The sequence below is a fragment of the Microcoleus sp. B3-D7 genome (assembly GCF_036705305.1).
In the GTDB taxonomy this organism is placed as follows: domain Bacteria; phylum Cyanobacteriota; class Cyanobacteriia; order Cyanobacteriales; family Microcoleaceae; genus Microcoleus.
This window is the reverse complement of record NZ_JAUBUE010000013.1, coordinates 40,425-62,580: the sequence shown is the minus strand read 5'-3', so window position 1 is coordinate 62,580 and position 22,156 is coordinate 40,425. Positions and strand designations below refer to the sequence as shown.

Sequence of the window (22,156 nt, the reverse complement as noted above, 5' to 3'; positions counted from 1 at the left end):
ACAAGATTATGACACTTATAGTTGCACAGAAACACATGAATTTACCAAAGTCGATCGCACTTACTTGTTGTGTGCTTCTAGCATTATCTGGAAATGGAGTGTCGGCGAAGGCTGCAGAAACGCGATCGGGAAACAAAACATTTGCTCAATGGTGTCGCGAAAAAGATTCTTTGAGTCCAGAAGCTAAACATACTGTTGGTATGCTGTTAAAAATAGCAGGAACTACTGAGTGCGATGAGGCCGATCGCCAACTTTCTAGTATCACAGGAATTAGCTTTACGAAGGAAGGAATCAGCGACATCAAACCGCTAGCATCCTTAACTAACCTGAAGGTTCTCCGGCTCATCAACTGTTCTATCAGCGACATCAAACCGCTAGCATCCTTGACTAACCTGACTTTGCTCAACCTCAGCAGCAATCAGATCGTTGACATCAAACCGCTAGCATCCTTGGTTAACCTGAAAGTGCTCAACATCGGGAACAATCAGATCCGCGACATCAAACCGCTAGCATCCTTGACTAACCTGACTGAAATCGTCCTCATCGAAAATCAGATCGATGACATCAAACCGCTAGCATCCTTGACTAACGTGAAAGGGCTTTTCCTCCGCAGCAATCAGATTGACGACATCAAGCCACTAGCATCTTTGACTAACCTGGCGGCGCTCGACCTCAGCAGCAATCAAATTAGTGACATCCAACCGCTAGCATCTTTGATGAAAGTGACCATCCTCGACCTCAGCAGCAATCAGATTAGTGACATCAAATCACTAGCATCCTTGGCTAACCTAGAAGGGATTAACCTCAGCTCGAATCAAATCGGTGATATCAAACCGCTAGCATCCTTGACTAACCTGGAAGGGCTATCACTTAACAAGAATGAGATCGCTGACCTTAAACCGCTAGAATTATTGACTAAACTAGAGACTCTCTGGCTCAACAACAATCAAATCGTTGATATCAAACCGCTAGCATCCTTGACTAAGCTGACTTTACTCTCACTCGAAAACAATCAAATCAGGGACATCAAACCGCTCGAATCTTTGACTAAACTGACTGAACTCTACCTCAGCGAAAATCCGATCGCTCCCAAAACTTGCCCTCTAAAGCCAGAGTCTATCTGTAAGTGGGAACCACAAACTCAACCATAAAACTTTACTGTTCGGAAAATTATAGGTACAAAATTATGACACAAATCACCCTAATTATTATTTGAAAGTCCGCGGAGGCGGACTTAGTTTTTGTTACTGCGATTTCAATCGCCTGGATATTTTTGCCATAAGTCTATTTAATCACTTAGGATTAACAACAAACTGACTGACAATAAACGGTTTTTGATTGATAATCGCAGTGGGGTTAGCATCAAGCTGAGACTGCGTGTAAGGTTCAATACCATAAGTTGTGACCTGCAACTGCTGACTCTCAGGAGCAATTTCAAACTCATTCCAGCCGTAGGTATGCACTCCTAAATACTCTCCCTGAATCAGTCTAGCGTCAATCCCAGAACCTTCCAAACCAACTGGATCGTATCCTAGCGGCGCTGTCCGAGTATCCAGAATATTGCGGACAAAAGCATCTTTTTGTTCCCTTGTCGGCAATGAATTATAGCGATCTTTTTCCGATTGTGGCAGCAAAGCGGTGGGCGTAAAAGCAACTGTTGCGGGGCCAAAGGGGGCGGCAAACGGCCCTTGCCCGATGTTCAACTGAATAGCAACAGGACTGGTCATTACATCAATAACATCTGTGGGGATTTGCGGCAGACCTGCGGCTTCTTGATAGGTGACATTATTCACGACATATCCGTGAAAATCTCCGGTGGCAAAGACCACATTTTTGATGTTATTTTCTTTGACGAAACGCAGCAAATCTGTTCGTTCAGCAGCATAACCTTCCCAGCGATCGCCTGCAACTGGAATACCAAAATTTTGAATCGGATCGCTTGACATAACAAACTTCCAAGTGATGCCATTTTGTTGAGCTTTCAGTAAGTCATTTTTCAAGTCTTGAAGTTGCGCTGCCCCTAACAGCGTGCGATTGGGCGTAAAGGCATCATTGAGAAACTTATTAACAGTAGCTTGGTCGGAAGTTTCTGGGATACTTTTCAAAGAATTATCTCGGAAAGATCGCAAGTCTAACACAAATGTAGCTGCATCACTGCCGAAGGTATTGTAACGATAAAGTTTCTGCTCATTAGCAGTGCGAGAGTCGCCCGTATTGCCATAAAAATCATTTCGCACGGGATTGTAGGCTTGAAATGCTTGTAAACCTGTGTCAAATACAGGCGTATCATTGACAAAGCCTCCCCCCGTCCCAAAAATTCCTTCTTTTTGCGGTGACTCACTAGGTGTTGCACCCCCGGCAAAATCATTCGTGAGTTCGTGGTCATCCCAGCTAGCATAGATGGTGGTGGAAGCCTGCAAATCAGCCCAGGTATTGAGGCCATAACGTTGACCGTAGACTTCATTGTGCTTGGTGCTAAACTCTTCAAAAGTTTTAGGTTGTCTGACTCCCGGCAAATCCGGCGATAGATCGTCTACATAAGCGCTGTCGCCGAGGCGAACAAAAAAGTCGAGGTTGCGTTCCGGCGCATTTGCGATCGCCGGGAAAGGAGTAAGTTGACCTTGCCAGTCGCCTGCTACCCCAAATCGTAAACCCTGGCGATTTCCCAACTCAGCAGCAGTGCGGAATTGCCCAACTGCTGAAGTGCCAGCGGCATCACGCACTCGATAAAAATATTGAGTACCAGGCTTTAAATTCGTCAGTTGAGCTTTCACGGGTACGGTAACATCGGTGATGGTATCTGTGAGAGTACCGAGATTGTTACTGAAGTTTGGATCTGTGGAGTATTCAAAGACAACATTACCCAGAACTGTGCTGCGAGTCCACAAAACCGTTGAAGTTTGGGTGGTATCTCCAGAAGCAACGCCATTTGGCAAGGTTGAGTCACCAGACTTAATAAATGGGGTGACATCTCGCCCTTCAGCAGCACCAAAATTGATAAAGTGTTCAATGCCAGTGAGTTCGTCGCGCTCAACAGCAGCAGTAATATCTGGGTTTTTTGCCAGATAATAGCTATCGTTATATAAAGGGCTAGGACTGCGGTTTTCCGATTCACCAAATTGGATGAAGTGACCAATACCAGTAATTTCATCGCGATCGACAGCCGCAGCAACATCGAGATTTTTCCCTAGATAATAGCTGTTGTTATAGAATGGGCTAGGATTGCGGCCTTCTGATTCTCCAAAATTAATGAAGTGTTGTATTGCTGTGGTAGCTTTGCTGTTGACAGCGGTGGCAACCTCAGGGTTATTTAGGAGATAATAATTAGTATCGAATAGGGCGCTAGGGTTGCGACCCTCAAATTGACCGAATTGGGTGAAGTGTTCAAATCCGTTTTGGAAGTTCCCTTTGGCTAGAGCGGCTGCTACCTCTGGGTTTTTAGCCAGATAGTAGGTTTCCTGAAATAGAGTTTTAGCGTCTAACATAAGGAAAAATATGAAGTTTTGTTGAATGACCCTGGTGGCTCAAAATAGCCTTCACAGGATTATACAGGATTATACAGTGTCGCGATCGCGATCTTTAAGTAGAAGAAAGAACGAAGAAGGAAGAAGACTTACACAGCCAGCTTTTTAGTGGGACTTAAACATTTTCCAGCCCCTTTAAAAGCTGAAACCCTCTCTAGGGAATGGAAAGAAATCGATCACCTAAAAATGTCTGAAACCCCTGGTATAACTAGGTTAAGAGCCATTCGATCTAAAAGTATTTCTCTATCTGCGTTTGAAGCCAAAATGGCTTCAGTTTTTGTCTAAGTCCCGTTAGTCATCCTGGTTTTACCTTTAATATCACATCCGATGAAATGCGATCGCTAATTCTGGCAAAACTTCAGCGCCTAAACTTCCTGAATTTGCATCAACCGCTGCTTTAACCTTGGTGCATCGCCCCGATCGAGCACTTCACACTTCTCCAACAAAAAAGCCCGATCGCAATAATTCAACTTATCCAAACGGTGAGTCACCCACAAAGCCGTCAGCCCGCAATTTTTGACCAAACGCTGCACCGCGGGCACCAAATATCACTGAGAATCAGGATCGAGTAAAGCCGTAGGTTCCTCTAATAGTAAAACCTCGAAATGACGAGCGATCGCACTTAAATATTTGAGTTACGAAGGATAAATTTGCAATTCATCAGAAAAAGACGATCGCCCTTATTGACTAAAAGCGATCGCACACCAACATCCTCCTACAAATCAGCAGCGTGCTGCTTCAATTCATCCAAAGAAACGTATTCCAAAGTCAAGGCGTGAGTCGCAGCCAAAACCACAGGCGGCGCAACTCCTGCATCCATTGCTTCCTTCCAGCGAGAAGCGCACAAACACCAGCAATCTCCCGGCTTCAAACCGGGGAAATTAAATTCGGGAACCGGAGTGCTCAAATCATTTCCATTCGATTTAGTGAATTGCAAAAACTCTTCTGTCAGTTGAGCACAAACAGTGTGAGCCCCAAAGTCGCCACCACCTGTATTGCATTTGCCGTCCCTATAATATCCTGTCATGGGCGAAGTGCAGCAAGTCTCTAATTTTCCGCCCAGCACATTTGTAGCTTCCGTCACCATCGCAACTCCTCAGTAAAACACTTGGATCTAATTTTACACAAATCGTTGTTTATATATTTTTTTCCATGACAAAGTTGATGAATTCTTGTCCTCGCCGTTCTACTTCTTGTTTTCTAATCACAATAAATCCCTGGCTTTCAAAAAAAGGTCTAGCTGTAATGCTGGCTTCGGTAAATAACTTGTTAATTCCTAAGTCTTGGGCTTTTGACTCAATTTGTTTTAAAATTAGCCTGCCAACTCCTTGCCTTTGAAAATCTTGATGACAGTAAAAGCGATCGATATGGCCGCTTGCTTCTAATTCCCCAAAACCTGCAATTTGATCGCCCTCTTCTGCTACGAAAGTAAATTTACTGCTTAAACTTTTAGTCCAACTTTCGATATCCATATCTGCTGGTGCCCAAGCATCTACTTGTGCTTGTGTGTAATCGCGGATGTTTACTTCGTGTACCGTGTCGTAAAAAAGTTTTCCAATTTGTTGCGTATCACCGATTTCGTAAGTTCGTATTCTCATAAATAGTCTCCGCTGTTAATTAGATTGTGTGCCTCGATCGCCCTCACTCTCAAAGATAATCCGATCGGGTGATTTCCCGACTCTGCTAAATGAGCTACAAGTAATTTAAAAGAAGTGGAAGGGGAAGGTGTGGGGGAAATTAATCTGTTATGGTGAAAATCATTTAATCTTTCCTTTTTTTTTCATAAGCTAACTGCAGGCTCTAAAAGTATGGACTTTCGGACTTTAAGTAGAGACCACGTTCTCACCCACATTTGGGGTCGAGTCAATCATCCCGAAGTTTTGGCTTTGCCTTTGCCTGATATGCTGTGCTGTCAAAGTGAAGATATCGATTTTTTTCAAGAGCAACTCGCTGAGACTCTCTTAGAAAATTATAACTTAATTACGGTTTATCAATATATTTTTTTACAAGCTTTAAAGCAGGAAATAAATTCGACGGGGTTTGAGATCCGCCGCTTTTTATCGGGTTCAACCGAGGTGCTGTTTGAATCTCACCCTAATTCTCTAATCCTTCAAAAAAAAATGCTGGCAAGTTTGCTGTTTATTATTCCCAATAAGGAAGTTTGGGAAGGCTACAAAGTGCCGGATCAAATTCAAGCGGCGCATTATATTTATAACTGTCTGGTTCGTAATTCTGATGACTTGTTAACTGCGGACGAATGCCAGGAATTAGTGAAGGCAATCGCCTCATTGCTGCTGCGGTAATTGCTAGAAAAGTAGGTTTGTAGTTGCGCTTGGGTACTCCGGAGCGCCCAAGCGCAACTACAAACCTTTTTTAAGGTACAAGTTGGGTAACTTCTGTGTTAATCTCCCAGGCAAATTCCCAAGCTGCGGGCAATTTTCACCAGAGTAGAAGGGGGTTCCACGGCTCTGTATTTGGCGATCGCATCTTCCAATGGTACGGTGTCGTAAAACAGTTTTACAATTTCTTAGGTATCACCGATTTTGTAGGTTCGTACTCTCATAAATTATTTCACTGCGATCGCTTCTTTAATATTAATTTGGGATTTTTAACCGCTTCCGAACGCGGATGGATGTTGGCTTTTACCATTTTGTCTCATTTCTGGCAGGGCGATCGACCCAAAATTTATCGCCCACCCCTTGACAAACTCTATTACTCTATGTTACTGAAACACAAGGCAACCTAACTCGAATTAACACTACATCAATCCAGCAGCTTAACGAATAAGGATGGAAATTTATGACAGAAATTGGGCCCGATCCAAACCGACCTTATCCGATGGCCGATCAGCGGCGCGTATGCTTCATCAAAAACTTTATTAAATCCCCCAACATTATCGTCGGCGATTACTCATATTACGACGATCCAATAGAACCAGAAAACTTTGAAAAAAATGTACTTTATAACTACGGAAACGACAAATTAATTATTGGTAAATTTTGTGCGCTCGCCACCAACGTCAAATTCATCATGAACGGTGCAAATCACAAACTCGACGGCATTTCAACTTACCCTTTTCCTGTTTTTGGGAATGGTTGGGAAACAGCCATGAATTTATTAATGGAACTGCCAAGTAAAGGCGATACCGTCATTGGCAATGATGTTTGGATAGGCTATGAATCCCTGATTATGCCCGGAGTCAAAATCGGCGACGGTGCCGTCATTGCCGCCAAATCCGTTGTAGTAAAAGACATTCCCGCTTACACCGTTGTCGGTGGAAACCCCGCACATCCAATCAAACAGCGTTTTAGCGATGGTGAAGTTGCACAACTATTAGAAATTAGGTGGTGGGATTGGGAAATAGAAAAGATTTCGCGCAATGTCAGCATAATTATGCAAGGCGATATTCAAGCACTCAAAAATGCGGAGTAAACTCCCAAACACAGCGATTTTTAATTAAAACTTAATAAAGTGGAGGTTGCAAAATGTTGAAAATTGCGTACTTAATTCTCTGTATTCTAGGCACTGCTTTGCCATACTCCCAGCTTGTCCCGTTTATCTGAGAAGAAGGGTTGAATATTAACGCTTTCTTCAGGGACTTGTTTGCCAATCAAATTTCCGGTTTTTTCGGCAGGGATGTAATAGTGTCATCCCTGGTTTTTGGTACTTTTGTATTTAGCGAAGGTTCGCGTCTAAAAATGAAAAACTTCGGGATTTATATTGCCAGTAACTTATTGGTGGGTGTTTCCCTGGGTTTGCCTTTATTTCTCCTAATGCGGCAGCGCAAACTTGAAGAAACACCTTGAGAGTTTTGTAGTTATTGGGTTTGGCTTCCGCTAAACCCAACCTACACAATCTAAAAACCCAACATCAGCGTCAATCTGCCTGCATCTGCGGTCAAAAAATCCCCAAAAATCACCATGCAAAGTCAGGGAACCCCCGTACCGCACCGCCCCTACAACTTACTTAGCTGGGCCCACAGCTTCGATCGCATCTTCAAGAGCGATCGATACATGAGTCCAATGAGTCCCCCCCTGACAAAAAGCCACGTAAGGCTCCCGCAGAGGCCCGTCAGCCGAAAATTCCGACGTACTCCCATCAATAAAAGTACCCCCAGCCATCACCAACTGGCTCTCGTACCCGTGCATCGGAGCCGGCACCGGATCTAAATACGAACCAACGGGGGAATTTTGCTGAACCGCCCTACAAAAAGCAATTAACTTATCAGCAGAACCGAATTCGATCGCCTGAATCACATCTCGTCTTCTAGCCAAAGGCATAGGATTCACTCGATAACCCAACTTATAAAAAACATAAGCCGTCAAATGATTGCCCTTCATCGCCTCTCCCACACAACCGGGAGCCATAAACAAACCTTGAAAAAGCAGCCGATTCAAATCAAAAGTTGCGCCGCCGCTGCTGCCGATTCCCGGCGCCGTCAAGCGACAAGTTGCCGCCTCCACCAAATCAGCTCTGCCGGCAACGTAACCGCCAGCAGGGACGATCGTACCCCCCGGATTTTTGATTAAAGAACCAGCCATCAGATCCGCACCCACAGCAGTAGGTTCGCAATCATCAACAAACTCCCCGTAACAATTATCAACAAAGCAAATTGTGTTAGGATTCTGATGTTTGACTATGGCGACGATTTTTTCAATCTCAGAAATAGACAAACTCGACCGCCAAGAATAGCCGCAAGAGCGCTGGATAAAAACCAGGCGAGTCTTTGCTGAAATAGTAGAGCTCAATGCCTGCCAATCCAAACTTCCTTCGCGAGTTAGAGGCAACTCACGGTAACTAATGCCAAACTCAAGCAGTGAACCTTGACCTTGCCCCCGCAAGCCGATCACTTCTTCTAAAGTATCGTAGGGAGAACCAGCCACTGCCAACATTTCGTCACCAGGACGCAGGATGCCAAAAAGAGCACAGGCGATCGCGTGAGTACCCGAAACAAACTGTACCCGGACAGCCGCAGCCTGGGCCCCTACCACTTCGGCAAACACCCCGTCCAAAGTCTCCCGACCCAAATCATCGTGGCCGTAACCCGTAACCCCTGCAAAATGGTGGACTCCAACCCGGTGGCTGCGAAAAGCTTTTAAGACTCGTTGAAGATTTTGCTTGACTGTAGTGTCAATACCAGAAAAAATCTGAAAGAGTGCCTGTTCTGCTTCCTGTAGCCGTGAAACGCTATTCATCTATACCTCGCTCACCCTTTGCGTGCGCGCTGTTCATTATGGCGTAGATGCGGCCCCTAGTTTGTAAACATAATATATTCATGACGATTGCAACTTCCAAAAAAACTTCTCCTGATTGGCCTGTCGTAGGCTTTATGGCCTTTCTGCACATCGGTGCTTTATTTGCTTTGCTGCCGGGTAATTTTAGCTGGTCTGCGGTCGGGCTAGCAGTCTTCCTGCATTGGGTAACAGGTGGTTTAGGAATTACTCTCGGATTTCACCGCCTCGTCACCCACCGCAGTTTTCAAACACCGAAATGGCTAGAGTATTTTCTAGTTATTTGCGGTACCCTTTCCTGTGAAGGTGGCCCGATCGACTGGGTAGGAATGCACCGGTTACACCACATACATTCCGACACGGAAACAGATCCCCACGATTCCAATCAAGGCTTCTGGTGGAGCCACATGGGCTGGATGCTCTCGGATCTGCCCATCAGAGTTGAAATCCCTCGCTTTACTAAAGACATCGGCGACGACCCAGTATACAAGTTTCTCCAAGCATATTTTATCCCCATCCAAGTTGTCTTCGGTGTGTTGCTTTATTTATTAGGCGGCTGGTCTTTCGTGGTTTGGGGCGTGTTTATGCGGATCGTGGTGGTTTTCCACTGCACTTGGCTGGTTAACAGCGCTACCCACAAATTTGGCTACCGCACCTACGAGTCGGGCGATGGATCGACGAACTGCTGGTGGGTTGCCCTGCTCACCTACGGCGAAGGCTGGCACAATAACCACCACGCCTTTCAATACTCGGCTCGCCACGGCCTTCAATGGTGGGAAATCGACTTCACCTGGATGACAATTCAACTGCTGCAATCGCTGGGTTTGGCAACCAAAGTGAAATTAGCAGAAAAATAGCGATCGGCAATTAGTCATTGGTTGTAGGTCATCAGTTATGGACTAATGGCTGGTCACCAATGCCTAATCCTGTTTTTTGCGAGCGGTATAGGTTGGGTTGAACACAGATCGAATCCTCTGGTGCGATCGACCCAACCAAAACCAGAATCCGTTATAATATAATTGGGAACAAAAAATTTTGTTGGGCAGCCAAATTTTTTATTTTCAAAATACAACCGTAAATCTTTTTCAATCCTAATCCCAAATCTATCATTGATTCTTTATTAGTTTGGGCAAGTGTGCAGCAAAAAAGTTCACTGCTCAATCCAAACTATTATGCGTGAATCCCGGTCGGCATCTCATCAGAAATCAAAAAAAGAATGACAATAGCAACGCAAGAAAAACTCCAATACAATTGGAAGCACGTTATTAGTTTAGCAGGACTTCATATCGGCGCTTTGTTCGCACTGCTACCCAGTAACTTCAATTGGACAGCAGTTGGTTTAACAGTATTCATGCACTGGATAACCGGCGGTTTGGGAATAACTCTCGGATGGCATCGTATGCTCACCCACCGCAGTTTTCAGACACCAAAATTCGTAGAATACTTTCTAGCATTTTGCGGAGCCCTTGCCTGTCAAGGAGGAATAATTGATTGGGTTGGGCTGCACCGATTGCACCACACCCACTCTGACCAAAATGCGCTCGACCCTCACAATGCCCAAAAGGGTTTTTGGTGGAGTCACATCGGCTGGATGCTATATAAAGGTCCAGCTCACGCTGAAATTTCCCGCTGCACAAAAGACATTTCGAGCGACCCCTTTTACCAGTTTTTGCAAAACTACTTTCTCCCAATTCAAATCGCATTTGGCGTCTTGCTCTACTTAGCAGCAGGCTGGCCGTTTGTAGTTTGGGTAATTTTTGTCCGCTTAGTTTTCGTTTATCACTGCACCTGGTTTGTTAACAGCGCCACTCACAAATTTGGCTACCGCACTTACGAAACAAAGGATAGTTCTACTAACTGTTGGTGGGTTGCGCTTTTGACTTACGGCGAAGGCTGGCACAACAACCACCATGCTTATCAATACTCTGCGCGTCACGGGATGGAAAGGTGGGAAATTGACTTCACTTGGATGACAATTCAAGTTTTGGAAGCACTAGGTTTGGCTACTAAAGTGAAATTACCAGCCAAGTAGCAGCAATTGGGTCCTCGACGCAGAACTTTTGTAGGGATTGTACTTGGCACCAGACCGCTTCATAAACCCGGTTTCGTTGAGAAACCGGGTTTTTTGGTGACTAATAACCAAATGACCAATGACTAATGAGCCCGTTTTTGCTCGCCCCGGCCGCGCAAATATTCCGCTAAAAACGCCAATCCTCCCGAACCTACTATCAACAGCACGCTGAGAGCATTAATATCAGGTTTCACTCCAGTCCGAATCCGGCTAAAAATTTCCATCGGCAGAGTTGTAGTCCCGCTACCTGCGGTAAAACTCGCAATCAAAAAATCGTCCATGCTGAGGACAAAAGATAGCAGACAACCCGACACAATTCCGGGTATTAATTGAGGGAGCAAAACCTGAATAAAAGCTTCAACAGGCGTTGCACCCAAATCCAAGGCAGCCTCTTCTAAATACGGGTTTAAATCGGCCAATCTAGTAGAAACAGCTAGGGCGATGTAAGCCAGACAAAACACAATGTGAGCGGCGACAATTGTCCACAAACTCAGAGGAATAGCCAGCGCTGCTAAAAATACCAGAGTAGCAACTGCGGTCGCAATATCTGGAATAATAATCGGCAAGTAGGAGACTCCCTGATATAAACTCTTGCCAGGAAAGCGGTAGCGGGCTAAACCAACTGCCATCAAAGTGCCGAGTACAGCCGAGATTGCAACTGCACAAACAGCCACTGTTAAACTGTTTCTCAGGGCAACTAAAATCCGCGTATCGCTAAATAATTTAACGTACCAATCTAAAGTAAATCCTTCCCAGCCGGCGCTAAAACGCGATTTGTTAAAGCTGTAAAATGTGAGTACCAGGATGGGCAGGTACATATAAAAAAACATCAAAACGGCAAATATTAACTGCCAAGAAACCTTAAATTTAGGTTTTAAGTACATATCGGCTTGTATTTCCTCCTGTGGATTGTCGGCGGTATTTTCCATTTCTCGGTAATCGGTAATTGGTAATCGGTAATTGGTAATACGTTAGGATTGTTTTATTCCTTATTCCTTATTCCTTATTCCTTATTCCTTCAACATCCTAAATTGCATTACGATCGCCATATTTGAGCAAAAGGGCAATTCCGATACTCACTGCAAAGATTAATACCATACTCAGAGCCGAGCCCAGCCCCCAATTTTGAGTCGCCCCCAAAAACTGATTGTAAATCAAACGAGCCGCCGTCATGCTCGAAGCTCCACCGAGCAACTCTGGATCGACAAAATCCCCCAAACTGCTAATAAATACTAGCAAAGAACCCGCAGCAATTCCCGGCATCGTCTGAGGTACTGTCACTTTCCAGAAAGTTTCCACTGGATTCGCGCCCAAATCCTGAGATGCTTCTAGTAACCTGCGGTCTAACTTTTCCAAAGAAGCGTAGAGAATTGTCACGATATAAGGCAAATAACTGTAAGCCATACCGATTAGAACTGCGGAACTTTGATTGAGCAATTCTAGAGGAGGGATGCCCAAAAGTCCCAGGAGCGAGTTGAGAACACCCGTAGGACGCAAAATTGTAATCCAAGCATACGATCGCAACAGCGAAGAAGTCCACAGCGGCAACACAAAGCCTAACAAAGTTAAATTCCGCCACTTTTTCGAGACATTGAGGGCGATCCAGTAAGCGACGGGAAATCCCAGCAGCAAACACAGAATAGTAGTCCCCGTTGCGAAAAAGAGAGAGCGACCCATCACCTGTAAATTCAGCGGCTCAAACACTCTCAGGTAATTGCCGATTCCCGAAGGATTCACCAAATCTCCCGGCTTAATATTCGGCACCAAACTAAGCTGAAAAATCACCAAAGTTGGTATGACTAATAATAAAAGCAGCAACAAGCCAGAAGGGCCGAGCAATGCCAGCGGTCCAGCCCAAGCAGACCACGGGGAAACAGTTTCAGCCTTCAAAGGAGAATTGGGAGGAATAGGAGGGGGAGTTCTAGTTGAAACAGCCATAGATCAATTTTTTTGAGTTTTTAACCGCTGATGAACGCGGGTTAACGCGGATATAATACGGATAGAGTGGGCGCTCTGCTTTAGGGGGGCAGGTTGATGTATATATTGGGTAAGAATCAGAGATTTCCTGTAAAACCCGCCCTAGGTTTGATGATTAGCCGCTGGTTAATTGAGTCCAATAGCGATCGTACACTTCCATAAATTTCCCTACCGGAGCCACACCTTCGCACTTTTTCAAAACAGATTCCGGAGGGAAAAGAATGTCGTTTTCGCGAACTTCCGGCGGCAACAAACTAAAAGCATCTTCCGAAGGAGTTGAAAAACTGAGCCGCTCTACTAAAGAAGCAGCGACATCGGGTTGCAGCATAAAGTTAATCCATTTATAAGCTGCTTCGGGATTGGGAGAACTTTTAGGAATTACTAAAGTGTCAGTCCACAGAGAAGAACCGCTTTTGGGGACGACATACTTCAATTTATCGTTATCTGAAATTACTTCATTCGCATCAGAAGAATAACACATAGCTACCTTCAAATCCCCTGTCAGCATTTGCGGCCGCCAAGCATCAGTAGTAAAAGATGCGATCGCCGGTTTGAGTTCCACCAACTTTTCGTAAGCTTGTTTCACTTGCTCTTGGTTCGTAGAATTCAGAGAATAGCCCAGCATCCGCAACGCAGCGCCCATGACTTCTCGAACATCACTCGCCAGCGTCATTCGCTTTGCTAACTCCTGTTTGTGCTGCCACAAATATTCCCAATCTTCAGGAGCTTCTTTGAGTTGTTCGGTGTTGTAAATCAAGCCTGTGGTTCCCCAACTCAAAGGCACGCTGTAGCGGTTTCCTGGGTCATAAACAGGGTTTTGGAACTGTTTTCTGAGCCGATCGATCCCGCCCAAAATCGAGTGGTCTAATGGACTCAACAGCCCGAGTTCCGTCATTTGAACCACCATGTAGTCCGACGGGTAAATGATGCTGTAGGCGCGCGCGCCACCGGCTTGAACTCTCGCCAGCATCTCTTCGTTGGAGCTAAACACGTCGGCCACTACGCGAATGCCGGTTTTTTCGGCAAAGCGATCGAGCAAAGCTTCATCGGTATAGCCTGCCCAAGTATAGATGAAAAGTTGGTCAGCAGCACCTTTGACGGCAGGAGCAGATTGTACGTCTGCAAGTCGCCAGCCGCAACTCGAAACAGCTAACCCGGAAATTGTCGCCGCCGAATTTTTTAGGAACTGACGGCGTGTAGAATTAGCCGGAAAAATCCTGGAAATTGGTAAGTTAGTCGGAGGCACAGTTAGATTTTAGATTTTAGATTTTAGATTTTAGATTGGGGAATTGGGGATTGGGAAATTCGATTTTAGATTTTAGATTTTAGATTGGGAAATTAGGGATTGAGAAATTAGATTAAATCGGTTAAATCCCGTACACTGCTCGTTACCGAACTTCCCTGCAACATCCATCCGTTAAATCGGTTAAATCCCGTACACTGTTCGTTGCCGAACTTCCCGACCTCCGTGACATCCGTTAAATCTCGATCGCGTGTTCGTTGTCGAACTTCCTTCGTAATTATGCTCGATCGGTCAAAGCGAGACAATCAGTAGTTCCCCAATAAGCGTAAATCGGCGTGTGCGGGTCTGGGAAAGAACCGCCGGTATTTGGCTGGCGCACCGTAATTTTATCGCCCGACGCCAACTCAACGACGTAATGAACGTGCGTGCCCATGTACATAGTATTTTTGAGCCGCCCTTCAAAACAGTTGACCGACACTTCCGGCTGGTAGAGATTCAAATATACTTTTTCCGGCCGAATGCTGACCACAACAGAGTCGCCTGTGACACCACTCCACATATCCGACTGCTGAACGACTATTTTCAGATTGGCTGATGTGCGAACTGTGATAGTCGATCGGTCGATCGACTCCACCGTACCAGAAAACAAATTCGTATCGCCAATAAAATCCGCCACAAAAGCCGTCTGCGGGCACTCATAAATTTCTTCAGGAGAGCCAATTTGCTCAATCCTCCCCTCGTGCATCACCGCAATCCGGTCAGACAGACTCATCGCCTCTTCTTGGTCGTGAGTCACCATCACAAAAGTCAAACCCAATTCTTGATGCAAATTCGACAGTTCCAACTGCATCTGCTTCCGCAACTTCAAATCCAGAGCACCCAGAGGTTCGTCCAGCAGCAAAACCGCCGGTCGATTTACCAGAGCTCTCGCCAAAGCCACCCGCTGCTGCTGGCCGCCCGACATTTGAGCGGGAAACCTGTTGGCGAAAGATTCCATTTTCACCAATTGCAAAACTTCCCGTACCCGTTCTTCAATTTCTGCTTTCCCCAGCTTTTTTATCCGCAATCCAAAAGCGATATTGTCCCAGACATTCATGTGTCCGAACAAAGCATAGCTTTGAAACACAGTATTTACCGGACGGCGGTAAGCTGGAGTGTTGGTCATCGACTGGCCGCGAATCATCAATTCGCCCGCCGAGGGAGTCTCGAACCCAGCGATTAAGCGCAGCGTCGTAGTCTTGCCGCAGCCGCTAGGCCCGAGGATGCTAAAAAATTCTCCTTGGCGGATGTTGAGGTCAACTCCGCGGACTGCGGTTTCGCCGTTAAATACCTTAAAGACCTTGCGGAGTTCAACGTCAAGCGCTGTATCCGTTGCTGTCGTACCTTGGTTGAGTGCTGTCTGAAACATATTCGCCCTTTCCTGGGGGTAATGCACGCCACTTAAATACAGTTTAAGTTTAGACTTTTCTGTATTTTAGGTGAGGAATGTTGGATGTAACAGGTTTTGGGATTTGTTCTTTAAATTCTATCCCAGAGCGCACCATTGTCGGCAACAGGCAAGATGCCTGTTCCACAATAAAATTCACTCTTTGTGGAACAGGCATCTTGCCTGTTCATAAAAGGCTGATTGACAATGGCGCAACATCTCATATCGAACGGCCATCTATTTATTCTCTGGACTTGGCGTGGGAGAGGGTTTTTGCGGTTTCTCTGTTTTGGGTTCTTCTGCTTTTTTCCACTCTGACAAAGGTCGCTGGACGGCATTTTTAAAGTCATATGGCACTAGCAGCACGGGCAAATTTTGGGCGGAATTTTGAGGGGGCGCTTCCGGCGGATTGGCTTGAGCGTACAAGAAGCGGCCGCTAAAGTCTGTTTTGCCTAATACTAGGCGGTGAGTTTCCTGGTTGTCCAGCTTTACTGTGACTGTAGCTTGGGGTTGGTCGAGACCGAATTCTGGCAGTTGAGCAGCAGTAATATTAATCGTGCGATCGCTCTTTCCTGTTGCCAGCCTGTCGAGCAAAAAATCCACCGATGCCTGACTCGCGTGTGCTTGCACTGGCAATTTCATTTCCCAGCTAGACTTGCCTCCTTTTGTAGCATAAACTCGCTCAAAAGTCAATATTTTTTCGGGAGTTTTGACTGTAAAGAATTGTATGCGATCGGAGTTAAAAGCAAAAATTTTCTGTTTTTCTTCCTTAGCGGCTTCCTCTTTCGGAGATACTTGCATCTCGAAGAAAGCAACCAACCCCGTCATGCTCAGCGCGACGGCTATCAATACTAATGTATTTTTCTGCAATTTCATAGTAACAGCGAATTCGGCATGGTAACGGGGAATGGGGAATGGGGAATGGGCAATTGGTAAAAGACGGACCCTAGGGAAATTAGGAATTAGGAACTTGTACGCTGGCGTAGCCGAAGTATTAGGAATTGACAATGGGTAAGGTGCGCCCGGTCGCGCACCTTACGGAATTAGGAATTAGGAATTGGTAATGGGTAAGAGGTGGAAAAATCAGAAAGAGGCCAATAAATCCGTTAAATTCCTTAGAGAATTTGTTGGCGAACTTATCTTCTCTTCCACCAGATAGCGCCGCCAATTCCCAGTCCGAGTAAAGGCCAAATTAGCCAAGCTAACACCAGCAATCCTACTTGGATGGTCGTCATGTTAATACGGCGGTTGGTAGCTTTTTTCGGACTGATAGAAAAGCTTTGCTGGTCTGGTTTACTCAACCAACTGACTGAATTGAGAAACACGTCGCTATTGAGTTGTTGGTCAAACCAACCGTTAGTCACAAATTGAGATGTGCCAATTACTACCATTCGCGATGTTTTTCTAGGAGTTGAAGGCACAGAAGGAGTTGCGGTTGGACTGGGAGATGCTGTGGGAGATGCTGTGGGAGATGTTTCTGGTGTCGGTGTGGGAGATGTTGTGGGAGATTCTGTCGGTGTTGGCGAACTTTCTGGATATGCTGTCGGAGATGCTGCCGGTGTTGGCGAAGTCGTCGGTAATGCTGGAGGCGTAGCTTCTTGCGAGACAATCACCGAATAGCTGATTGGGGAAGCTGTTGGCGAAGTTGTCGGCGATGGCGAAGTTGTCGGCGACGGTGAAGTTGTTGGCGATGGCGAAGTTGTTGGCGATGGCGAAGTTGTCGGCGATGGCGAAGTTGTTGGCGATGGCGAAGTTGTTGGCGATGGCGAAGTTGTTGGCGATGGTGAAGTTGTCGGCGACGGTGAATCTGTCGGCGATGGGGAAGTTGTTGGCGATGGGGAAGTTGTTGGCGACGGTGAAGTTGTTGGGGATGGCGAAGTTGTCGGCGGTGAATCTGTCGGCGATGCTTGGGGTGAAGGCGATGGCGTTGCCGGTGATGCTTGGGGTGAAGGGGAGGGCGAAGTTGGTGTTGGTGAAGGGGAGGGCTTTAAAGGAGTGCTGTCAGTGGACGATCGAACTAAAGCTACACCTAATAATAGCGGGCCTTGTCGATCGGTCTTTTGATCGAACTCCAATTTCCTCGTCGTCAAATCGCTTTCCGCCCAACTTTCCTGACTCGTCCAAATCAGCGGTTTTTCCTCTATCCCTTCTACGGGCGAGGTTTCCAAAGCACGCGCAAACGGATAGAAAGAAATGCCGGTGCCAAAACTTTGAGTAATCGGATGTTCGCCGTAGCGCCTGACTGTCGGAACCGTGGGGCCCAGGCCGAATCTTTGACCAGTACCCGAAGCATCGATGGCCAAACGGGCGTCTAGTTTGACGCCCCATTCTTGCAGAAATTTGTCCAATCCCGTATCAATTGCCGGGTCTACCATTAACAATAAACTGCCGCCGCGATCGAGATAAGCTTGTAGTGCTTTAATTTCTGTATCGGAAAACGGTTTGTCCTGCCCCGGAACGATTAAAGCATCTGCATCTTCTGGCACTTCTTTTCGTTCGGTCAAATTCAGGGTTTGGGCGTTGTAGTATTTATCTTTCAGAGCTTTTTCAGCTTGCTGAATTCCGCCTTGACCTTCCTTTATCGGGCGGGCTCCTTTGCCTTGCAAAAAGTAAACTGTAGCAACGCGAGTGCTCAGGATTTCTTCTAAGCCATTGGTAAGTTTTATCTCTGAAAGACCTTGATTCGGGTCGCTACCAAAAGCAGTGCCCCCTTTTTGCAGTACCTGTTTTTTGTCGCCGGATTGCAGGTAAACTTCCCCGATGCTAGTAATGCTAAATTCCCGCGCTTTTCCAGGTTGGGTCTGCGGGTCAACAAACTCGAATTGGAATTTTTCGCCTCCCTCGCGTTTGTAGCTTTGCAGCAATTCTTTAATTTGGGGGTTTTGGATGGGGTCAAATACCCAAACTTTGACTGTTTGTTGCAGGTTTCGCAGTATTTGTTGAGTCTGCGGGGCCAGGGTAAATTGTTGGCTTTCGGTTAAGTCGATGCGGACGGGATAGCGAACGGCTATGAAGTTAATTACTCCGAGAATCACAAAGACGGCGAGGGTAGCAATCAGGGCGTTGGTGCTGGCTTGAGTGGAACGCTGCCCCCAAAAGCTTTGTTCGTAACTCAAATATAGCAGCCAAAGTGCGATCGTCACTGCTCCGGCAATCACTAAACCGACTGTCAGGGGGTCCCATACTCCAGATACAAGTGCTGCTGTTACCCCCGCTGCGATGAGGAGGGGGCCCAGCAAAAAAACATATTTCCAATTTTTTTTGCTAATTTTCATAAGGTAAATATTGAGGGAAAACTTTCCGGGTCGAAGATGTTAAGCTGTCGCGCATTTAAATTGCATATTCTGGGCGGGCGTCCGCCCACCCCACTCATTGTTTTATTGTTTTTTGACATACAATTTAAATCCCGCAACAGCTTATTCTATATCGCATTAGCCTGCAACCATGCTGTTAAATCTGACGGCTTGTTAAAATCCAGGACGGCATCTCCTAGTTCTTCTAATTTCTGTATACCTAATTGACGAATGCAGTTTTCGGTTTCCGGTTGTATTGTGCCTAAACGCTTGACTAGCTGACGCAATATTAACGATAGTTGAGCAGTTTTTGTCACCTGTTCTCTTGCTACATCTATGGCAATCTGCTGGTCTTGAATCCACAGTTCTTGCTTCTGCAGTTCATTTAATTCTTCCTGAGTGAAGTTGTCCTCGCTGGCAATGCTAAAAGCTTTCTGAATTTCTGGAACTGCCCTCAATGTTTCTGGTACTGTCTCCAGAGTGCTGGTATTTTCTAGAAAGTAAATCCATTGATCAGCGGCTGTTTCTAATTCTGCTAATCCCTTGCTAAATTTTGGCAGTTCGATAAATACTAATTCTATTTCTGTATCGGGACACTCAAACTGTTGCTCTTTTTCTTGAAAAACAAACTTTGACATAAATTCCGGCTGATTTTCAAACATTTCAAAGTCGGCAATTTTCAATGAAATTACTGTTTTTAGTCTTTCGTAGCGTTCTTTCCCTGTTAATTGCTGGCTGTAGCTTTTGGCAGCATTGTACAAAACTCTGTTTCCAAAGGAAGGCACGTTGATCAGTTGAATTTCAACTAGAGCGATTCTGCCGCCGTTAATTGTGGCTTTGACATCTAGGTGTGTGTCTTGGGTTGCGAGAGTTGGAGGTTCTGGTTGGGAGTCGATTATTTCTAAGTCTTCGATGACCGCCTGTGCTTCATAAAGGATGGCGTTTAAAAAATTAATCAGGATGTCTTTGCTGTCGCTGGAACCGAATATTTTTTTGAACGCAAAGTCGATTTTTGGATTGATAAATCTCATTATTTCAAGAAATTAGTGGAATAACTAACATTAATTGGGGATGGGGCATTGGGCATTGGGCATTGGGCATTGGGAATGGGCATTGGGAATGGGTATTGGTGGCGTTTCCTTTAAGGTGCAACTCTCCAAAGCTCCTACTTTCCCACTCTTTCCTCTTTATGCCCCGAAGCCTTCCCTGATGCTTTTAGGAACGCTGATATCGCAGCGCATCGATGGATTGGGCGGTCAGAAATACTCCTAAAATGATGTAACTGGCAAACATAATTAAACTGCTGGTATCGAAAACTCCCTTGACAAGATTGGTGTAATTTGTTAAGAGCGACAAATGTCCTAATGCTGTGCCGAAGGGGCCACCGATACTGACGGCGACTGCATCGATCACCCAGAGAAATAATACTAGAGTGAAGGTGAGGATGGCGGATAAAATTGTGCTGTCGGTGAGGGAGGAAATAAACATTCCGAGGGACAATACTCCTGCTGCTAGTAAGACTAAGCCGCAGTGTCCTAACAGAAGAACTCCGGGGGGTACGGGCGGGGTTGAGGAACTGAGGGCGATCGCCTCGCAGAACAGCAGGGGCAGCAACATTGTGGTATAAAATGTTAAAACTCCCAGGAGTTTGCCGGTAGCAACTGCCCAGTTTGTTAAGGGCGATGTGGCTAATAGTTCTAAGGTGCCGCGTTTGCGTTCTTCTGCGTAAAGTCCCATTGAAAGTGCGGGTAGTACGAACAAGGAAAGGGAACCCATGATTCGCAGGAATAGTTGTAGGAATTCGTAGGCTACGTCGATGGGAGGTTCGGTAATTCCCATTTGGTCTCGCTGGCCGATTTGGGGAATTAACCCGTCGGGGGCGAGGAGGATAGCTATTAAAAAGTAGCCGGTGATTAGCCAAAAGACTGCTGCGATGGCATAGGCTAATGGCGAGGCAAAATAGCTTTGTAGTTCTTTGCGGTAAATTGCGATAATATTACTAAGCATTACTAACCTTTAGGAATTGGGAATAGGTAATTGGCCATTGGTAATTGGTTCATTCTGAGTCGCCTGCGGGTGGTGTTTCGCTGCCGTCGCTATCCTGTTGCTTTCTTTCTATTTGTCGCTTTCTAGTAATAGGTGGCTGTTCTGGTCGAGAATCGCTAGTTGGTTGTGGCTTTTTTTTAAGTGGCCGTTTTTTTACAACTGGTTCGGATTCTGGTTGAGAACGTTCGCTCGACTTTGGTGAATCTACAATCGGTTCGGATTCTGGTTGAGAACGTTCGCTCGACTTTGGTGAATCTACAATCGGTTCGGATTCTGGTTGAGAATGTTCGCTCGACTTTGGTGAATCTACAATCGGTTCAGATTCTGGTTGAGAACGTTCGATGGACTTTGGCGCATCTAAAATCGGTTCGGGTTCTGGTTGAGAAGGCTCGCTCGACTTTGGTGTTTCTGAAACTTCGAGATTTTCGACAATCGGTTCTGGTTGAGAAGGTTGGCTCGACTTTGGTGTTTCTGAAACTTCGAGATTTTCGACAATCGATTTTGGTTGAGAAGGTCGGCTCGACTTTGGTGTTTCTGAAACTTCGAGATTTTCGAGAACCGGTTCTGGTTGAGAAGGTTGGCTCGACTTTGGTGTTTCTGAAACTTCGAGATTTTCGACAATCGGTTCTGGTTGAGAAGGTTGGTTCGACTTTGGTGTTTCTAAAACTTCGAGATTTTCGACAACCGGTTCTGGTTGAGAAGGCTCGATCGACTTTGGTGTTTCTAAAATCGGTTCGGATTCTGGTTGAGAATGCTCGATCGACTCTACCGTTTCTGAAACTTCGAGATTTTCGACAATCGGTTCTGGCTGAGAAGGCTCGATCGACTCTACTGTTTCTACAATAAGTAGATTTTCGACAACCGGTTTTGGTTGAGGATGTTCTAGCGACTCTACTGTTTCTACAATAAGTAAGTTTTCGACAACCGGTGCTGGTTGAGGATGTTCTAGCGACTCTACCGTTTCTGAAACTTCTAGATTTTCGACAACCGGTGCTGGTTGAGGATGTTCTATCGGCTCTACTGTTTGGACAATGAGCAGATTTTCGACAACCAGTTCTGGTTGAGGATGTTCGATCAATTCTTGTCTTTCTACAGTTTCCAGAAAATCGGCCACTGGTTGCATTCCAGGTTCTAAATCGCTTATTTCCTCTGCTGTTTCTGTAATTGGTTCGGATTCTGGTTGAGAATAGTCGATCGACTCTACGGTTTCTACAACTTGCAGATTTTCGACTATCGGTTCTGGTTGAGAATAGTCGATCAACTCTACTGTTTCTACAACTTGCAGATTTTCGACTATCGGTTCTGGTTGAGAATAGTCGATCAACTCTACTGTTTCTACAACTTG

20 protein-coding genes and 2 pseudogenes are annotated in these 22,156 nt (G+C 45.7%); 7 read left to right on the top strand and 15 right to left on the bottom strand.

Annotated elements, in window-relative coordinates; genetic code table 11:
- The first annotated feature begins 8 nt into the window (after positions 1–8).
- Positions 9–1,151, top strand: coding sequence for a leucine-rich repeat protein (locus tag QUB25_RS12065; protein ID WP_333183492.1), 1,143 nt, complete (start codon positions 9–11; stop codon positions 1,149–1,151).
- Between the two features lie 141 nt (positions 1,152–1,292).
- On the opposite strand, the gene QUB25_RS12060 is transcribed toward QUB25_RS12065, so the two are convergent.
- The 4 genes and pseudogenes from QUB25_RS12060 to QUB25_RS12045 form a co-directional block, all read right to left on the bottom strand.
- Positions 1,293–3,485 (bottom strand): alkaline phosphatase D family protein, encoded by a 2,193-nt coding sequence (locus tag QUB25_RS12060; protein WP_333183491.1) that lies wholly within the window; start codon positions 3,483–3,485, stop codon positions 1,293–1,295.
- Positions 3,486–3,889: 404 nt separating this feature from the next.
- Positions 3,890–4,144, bottom strand: a pseudogene (locus QUB25_RS12055) (ABC transporter ATP-binding protein); the annotation flags it as partial.
- Positions 4,145–4,239: 95 nt separating this feature from the next.
- Positions 4,240–4,611, bottom strand: coding sequence for a DUF2237 domain-containing protein (locus QUB25_RS12050; RefSeq protein WP_333041417.1), 372 nt, complete (start codon positions 4,609–4,611; stop codon positions 4,240–4,242).
- Positions 4,612–4,660: 49 nt separating this feature from the next.
- A complete protein-coding gene (locus QUB25_RS12045; protein ID WP_333183490.1) occupies positions 4,661–5,122 on the bottom strand; it encodes a GNAT family N-acetyltransferase in 462 nt (153 codons plus the stop codon).
- A 210-nt stretch (positions 5,123–5,332) separates the two neighbouring features.
- Here QUB25_RS12045 and QUB25_RS12040 point away from each other — a divergent pair, with 210 nt between their 5' ends.
- From QUB25_RS12040 to QUB25_RS12025, 4 genes are all read left to right on the top strand, one after another.
- Positions 5,333–5,827, top strand: coding sequence for a hypothetical protein (locus QUB25_RS12040; RefSeq protein WP_333183489.1), 495 nt, complete (start codon positions 5,333–5,335; stop codon positions 5,825–5,827).
- 95 nt (positions 5,828–5,922) lie between these two features.
- Positions 5,923–6,270: a hypothetical protein gene (locus tag QUB25_RS12035; protein ID WP_333183488.1), complete on the top strand. Its 348-nt coding sequence runs from the start codon at positions 5,923–5,925 to the stop codon at positions 6,268–6,270.
- A gap of 53 nt (positions 6,271–6,323) precedes the next feature.
- Entirely contained in the window at positions 6,324–6,956 is a 633-nt protein-coding gene (locus QUB25_RS12030) for a Vat family streptogramin A O-acetyltransferase (protein ID WP_333183487.1), read from the top strand.
- Positions 6,957–7,096: 140 nt separating this feature from the next.
- A complete protein-coding gene (locus tag QUB25_RS12025) occupies positions 7,097–7,330 on the top strand; it encodes a DUF2834 domain-containing protein (RefSeq protein WP_333183486.1) in 234 nt (77 codons plus the stop codon).
- A 156-nt stretch (positions 7,331–7,486) separates the two neighbouring features.
- Here QUB25_RS12025 and QUB25_RS12020 read toward each other — a convergent pair whose 3' ends face one another.
- Positions 7,487–8,719, bottom strand: coding sequence for a methionine gamma-lyase family protein (locus QUB25_RS12020; RefSeq protein ID WP_333041411.1), 1,233 nt, complete (start codon positions 8,717–8,719; stop codon positions 7,487–7,489).
- A gap of 80 nt (positions 8,720–8,799) precedes the next feature.
- Between QUB25_RS12020 and QUB25_RS12015 the strand changes: the two genes are divergently transcribed.
- Together QUB25_RS12015 and QUB25_RS12010 are read left to right on the top strand one after the other, a co-directional pair.
- Positions 8,800–9,612, top strand: a complete 813-nt coding sequence (locus tag QUB25_RS12015; RefSeq protein ID WP_333183485.1) for an acyl-CoA desaturase — start codon at positions 8,800–8,802, stop codon at positions 9,610–9,612.
- Between the two features lie 359 nt (positions 9,613–9,971).
- On the top strand, positions 9,972–10,787 hold the full coding sequence (locus tag QUB25_RS12010) for a fatty acid desaturase (RefSeq protein WP_333183484.1): 816 nt from the start codon (positions 9,972–9,974) through the stop codon (positions 10,785–10,787).
- Positions 10,788–10,909: 122 nt separating this feature from the next.
- On the opposite strand, the gene QUB25_RS12005 is transcribed toward QUB25_RS12010, so the two are convergent.
- The 10 genes and pseudogenes from QUB25_RS12005 to QUB25_RS11960 form a co-directional block, all read right to left on the bottom strand.
- Positions 10,910–11,755, bottom strand: a complete 846-nt coding sequence (locus tag QUB25_RS12005) for an ABC transporter permease (protein WP_333183483.1) — start codon at positions 11,753–11,755, stop codon at positions 10,910–10,912.
- Between the two features lie 97 nt (positions 11,756–11,852).
- Complete coding sequence (locus QUB25_RS12000) at positions 11,853–12,764, bottom strand: ABC transporter permease (RefSeq protein ID WP_333137887.1); 912 nt, start codon at positions 12,762–12,764, stop codon at positions 11,853–11,855.
- A 154-nt stretch (positions 12,765–12,918) separates the two neighbouring features.
- Positions 12,919–14,049 (bottom strand): spermidine/putrescine ABC transporter substrate-binding protein, encoded by a 1,131-nt coding sequence (locus QUB25_RS11995; RefSeq protein WP_333183482.1) that lies wholly within the window; start codon positions 14,047–14,049, stop codon positions 12,919–12,921.
- Positions 14,050–14,156: 107 nt separating this feature from the next.
- On the bottom strand, positions 14,157–14,351 hold the full coding sequence (locus tag QUB25_RS11990) for a hypothetical protein (RefSeq protein WP_190663101.1): 195 nt from the start codon (positions 14,349–14,351) through the stop codon (positions 14,157–14,159).
- Complete coding sequence (locus tag QUB25_RS11985) at positions 14,324–15,454, bottom strand: ABC transporter ATP-binding protein (protein ID WP_333062374.1); 1,131 nt, start codon at positions 15,452–15,454, stop codon at positions 14,324–14,326. The genes QUB25_RS11990 and QUB25_RS11985 overlap by 28 nt, the downstream gene beginning before the upstream one ends.
- A 255-nt stretch (positions 15,455–15,709) precedes the next feature.
- On the bottom strand, positions 15,710–16,348 hold the full coding sequence (locus QUB25_RS11980) for a DUF4340 domain-containing protein (RefSeq protein WP_333183481.1): 639 nt from the start codon (positions 16,346–16,348) through the stop codon (positions 15,710–15,712).
- Positions 16,349–16,608: 260 nt separating this feature from the next.
- The gene (locus tag QUB25_RS11975; protein ID WP_333183480.1) at positions 16,609–18,747 is read right to left on the bottom strand and encodes a Gldg family protein; all 2,139 of its coding nucleotides are present in this window, start codon (positions 18,745–18,747) and stop codon (positions 16,609–16,611) included.
- A gap of 146 nt (positions 18,748–18,893) precedes the next feature.
- Positions 18,894–19,796, bottom strand: a complete 903-nt coding sequence (locus QUB25_RS11970; RefSeq protein ID WP_333183479.1) for an Rpn family recombination-promoting nuclease/putative transposase — start codon at positions 19,794–19,796, stop codon at positions 18,894–18,896.
- A 184-nt stretch (positions 19,797–19,980) separates the two neighbouring features.
- Positions 19,981–20,772 (bottom strand): ABC transporter permease, encoded by a 792-nt coding sequence (locus QUB25_RS11965; protein WP_333183478.1) that lies wholly within the window; start codon positions 20,770–20,772, stop codon positions 19,981–19,983.
- 49 nt (positions 20,773–20,821) lie between these two features.
- Positions 20,822–22,156: pseudogene (locus QUB25_RS11960) on the bottom strand (ATP-binding cassette domain-containing protein); the annotation flags it as partial.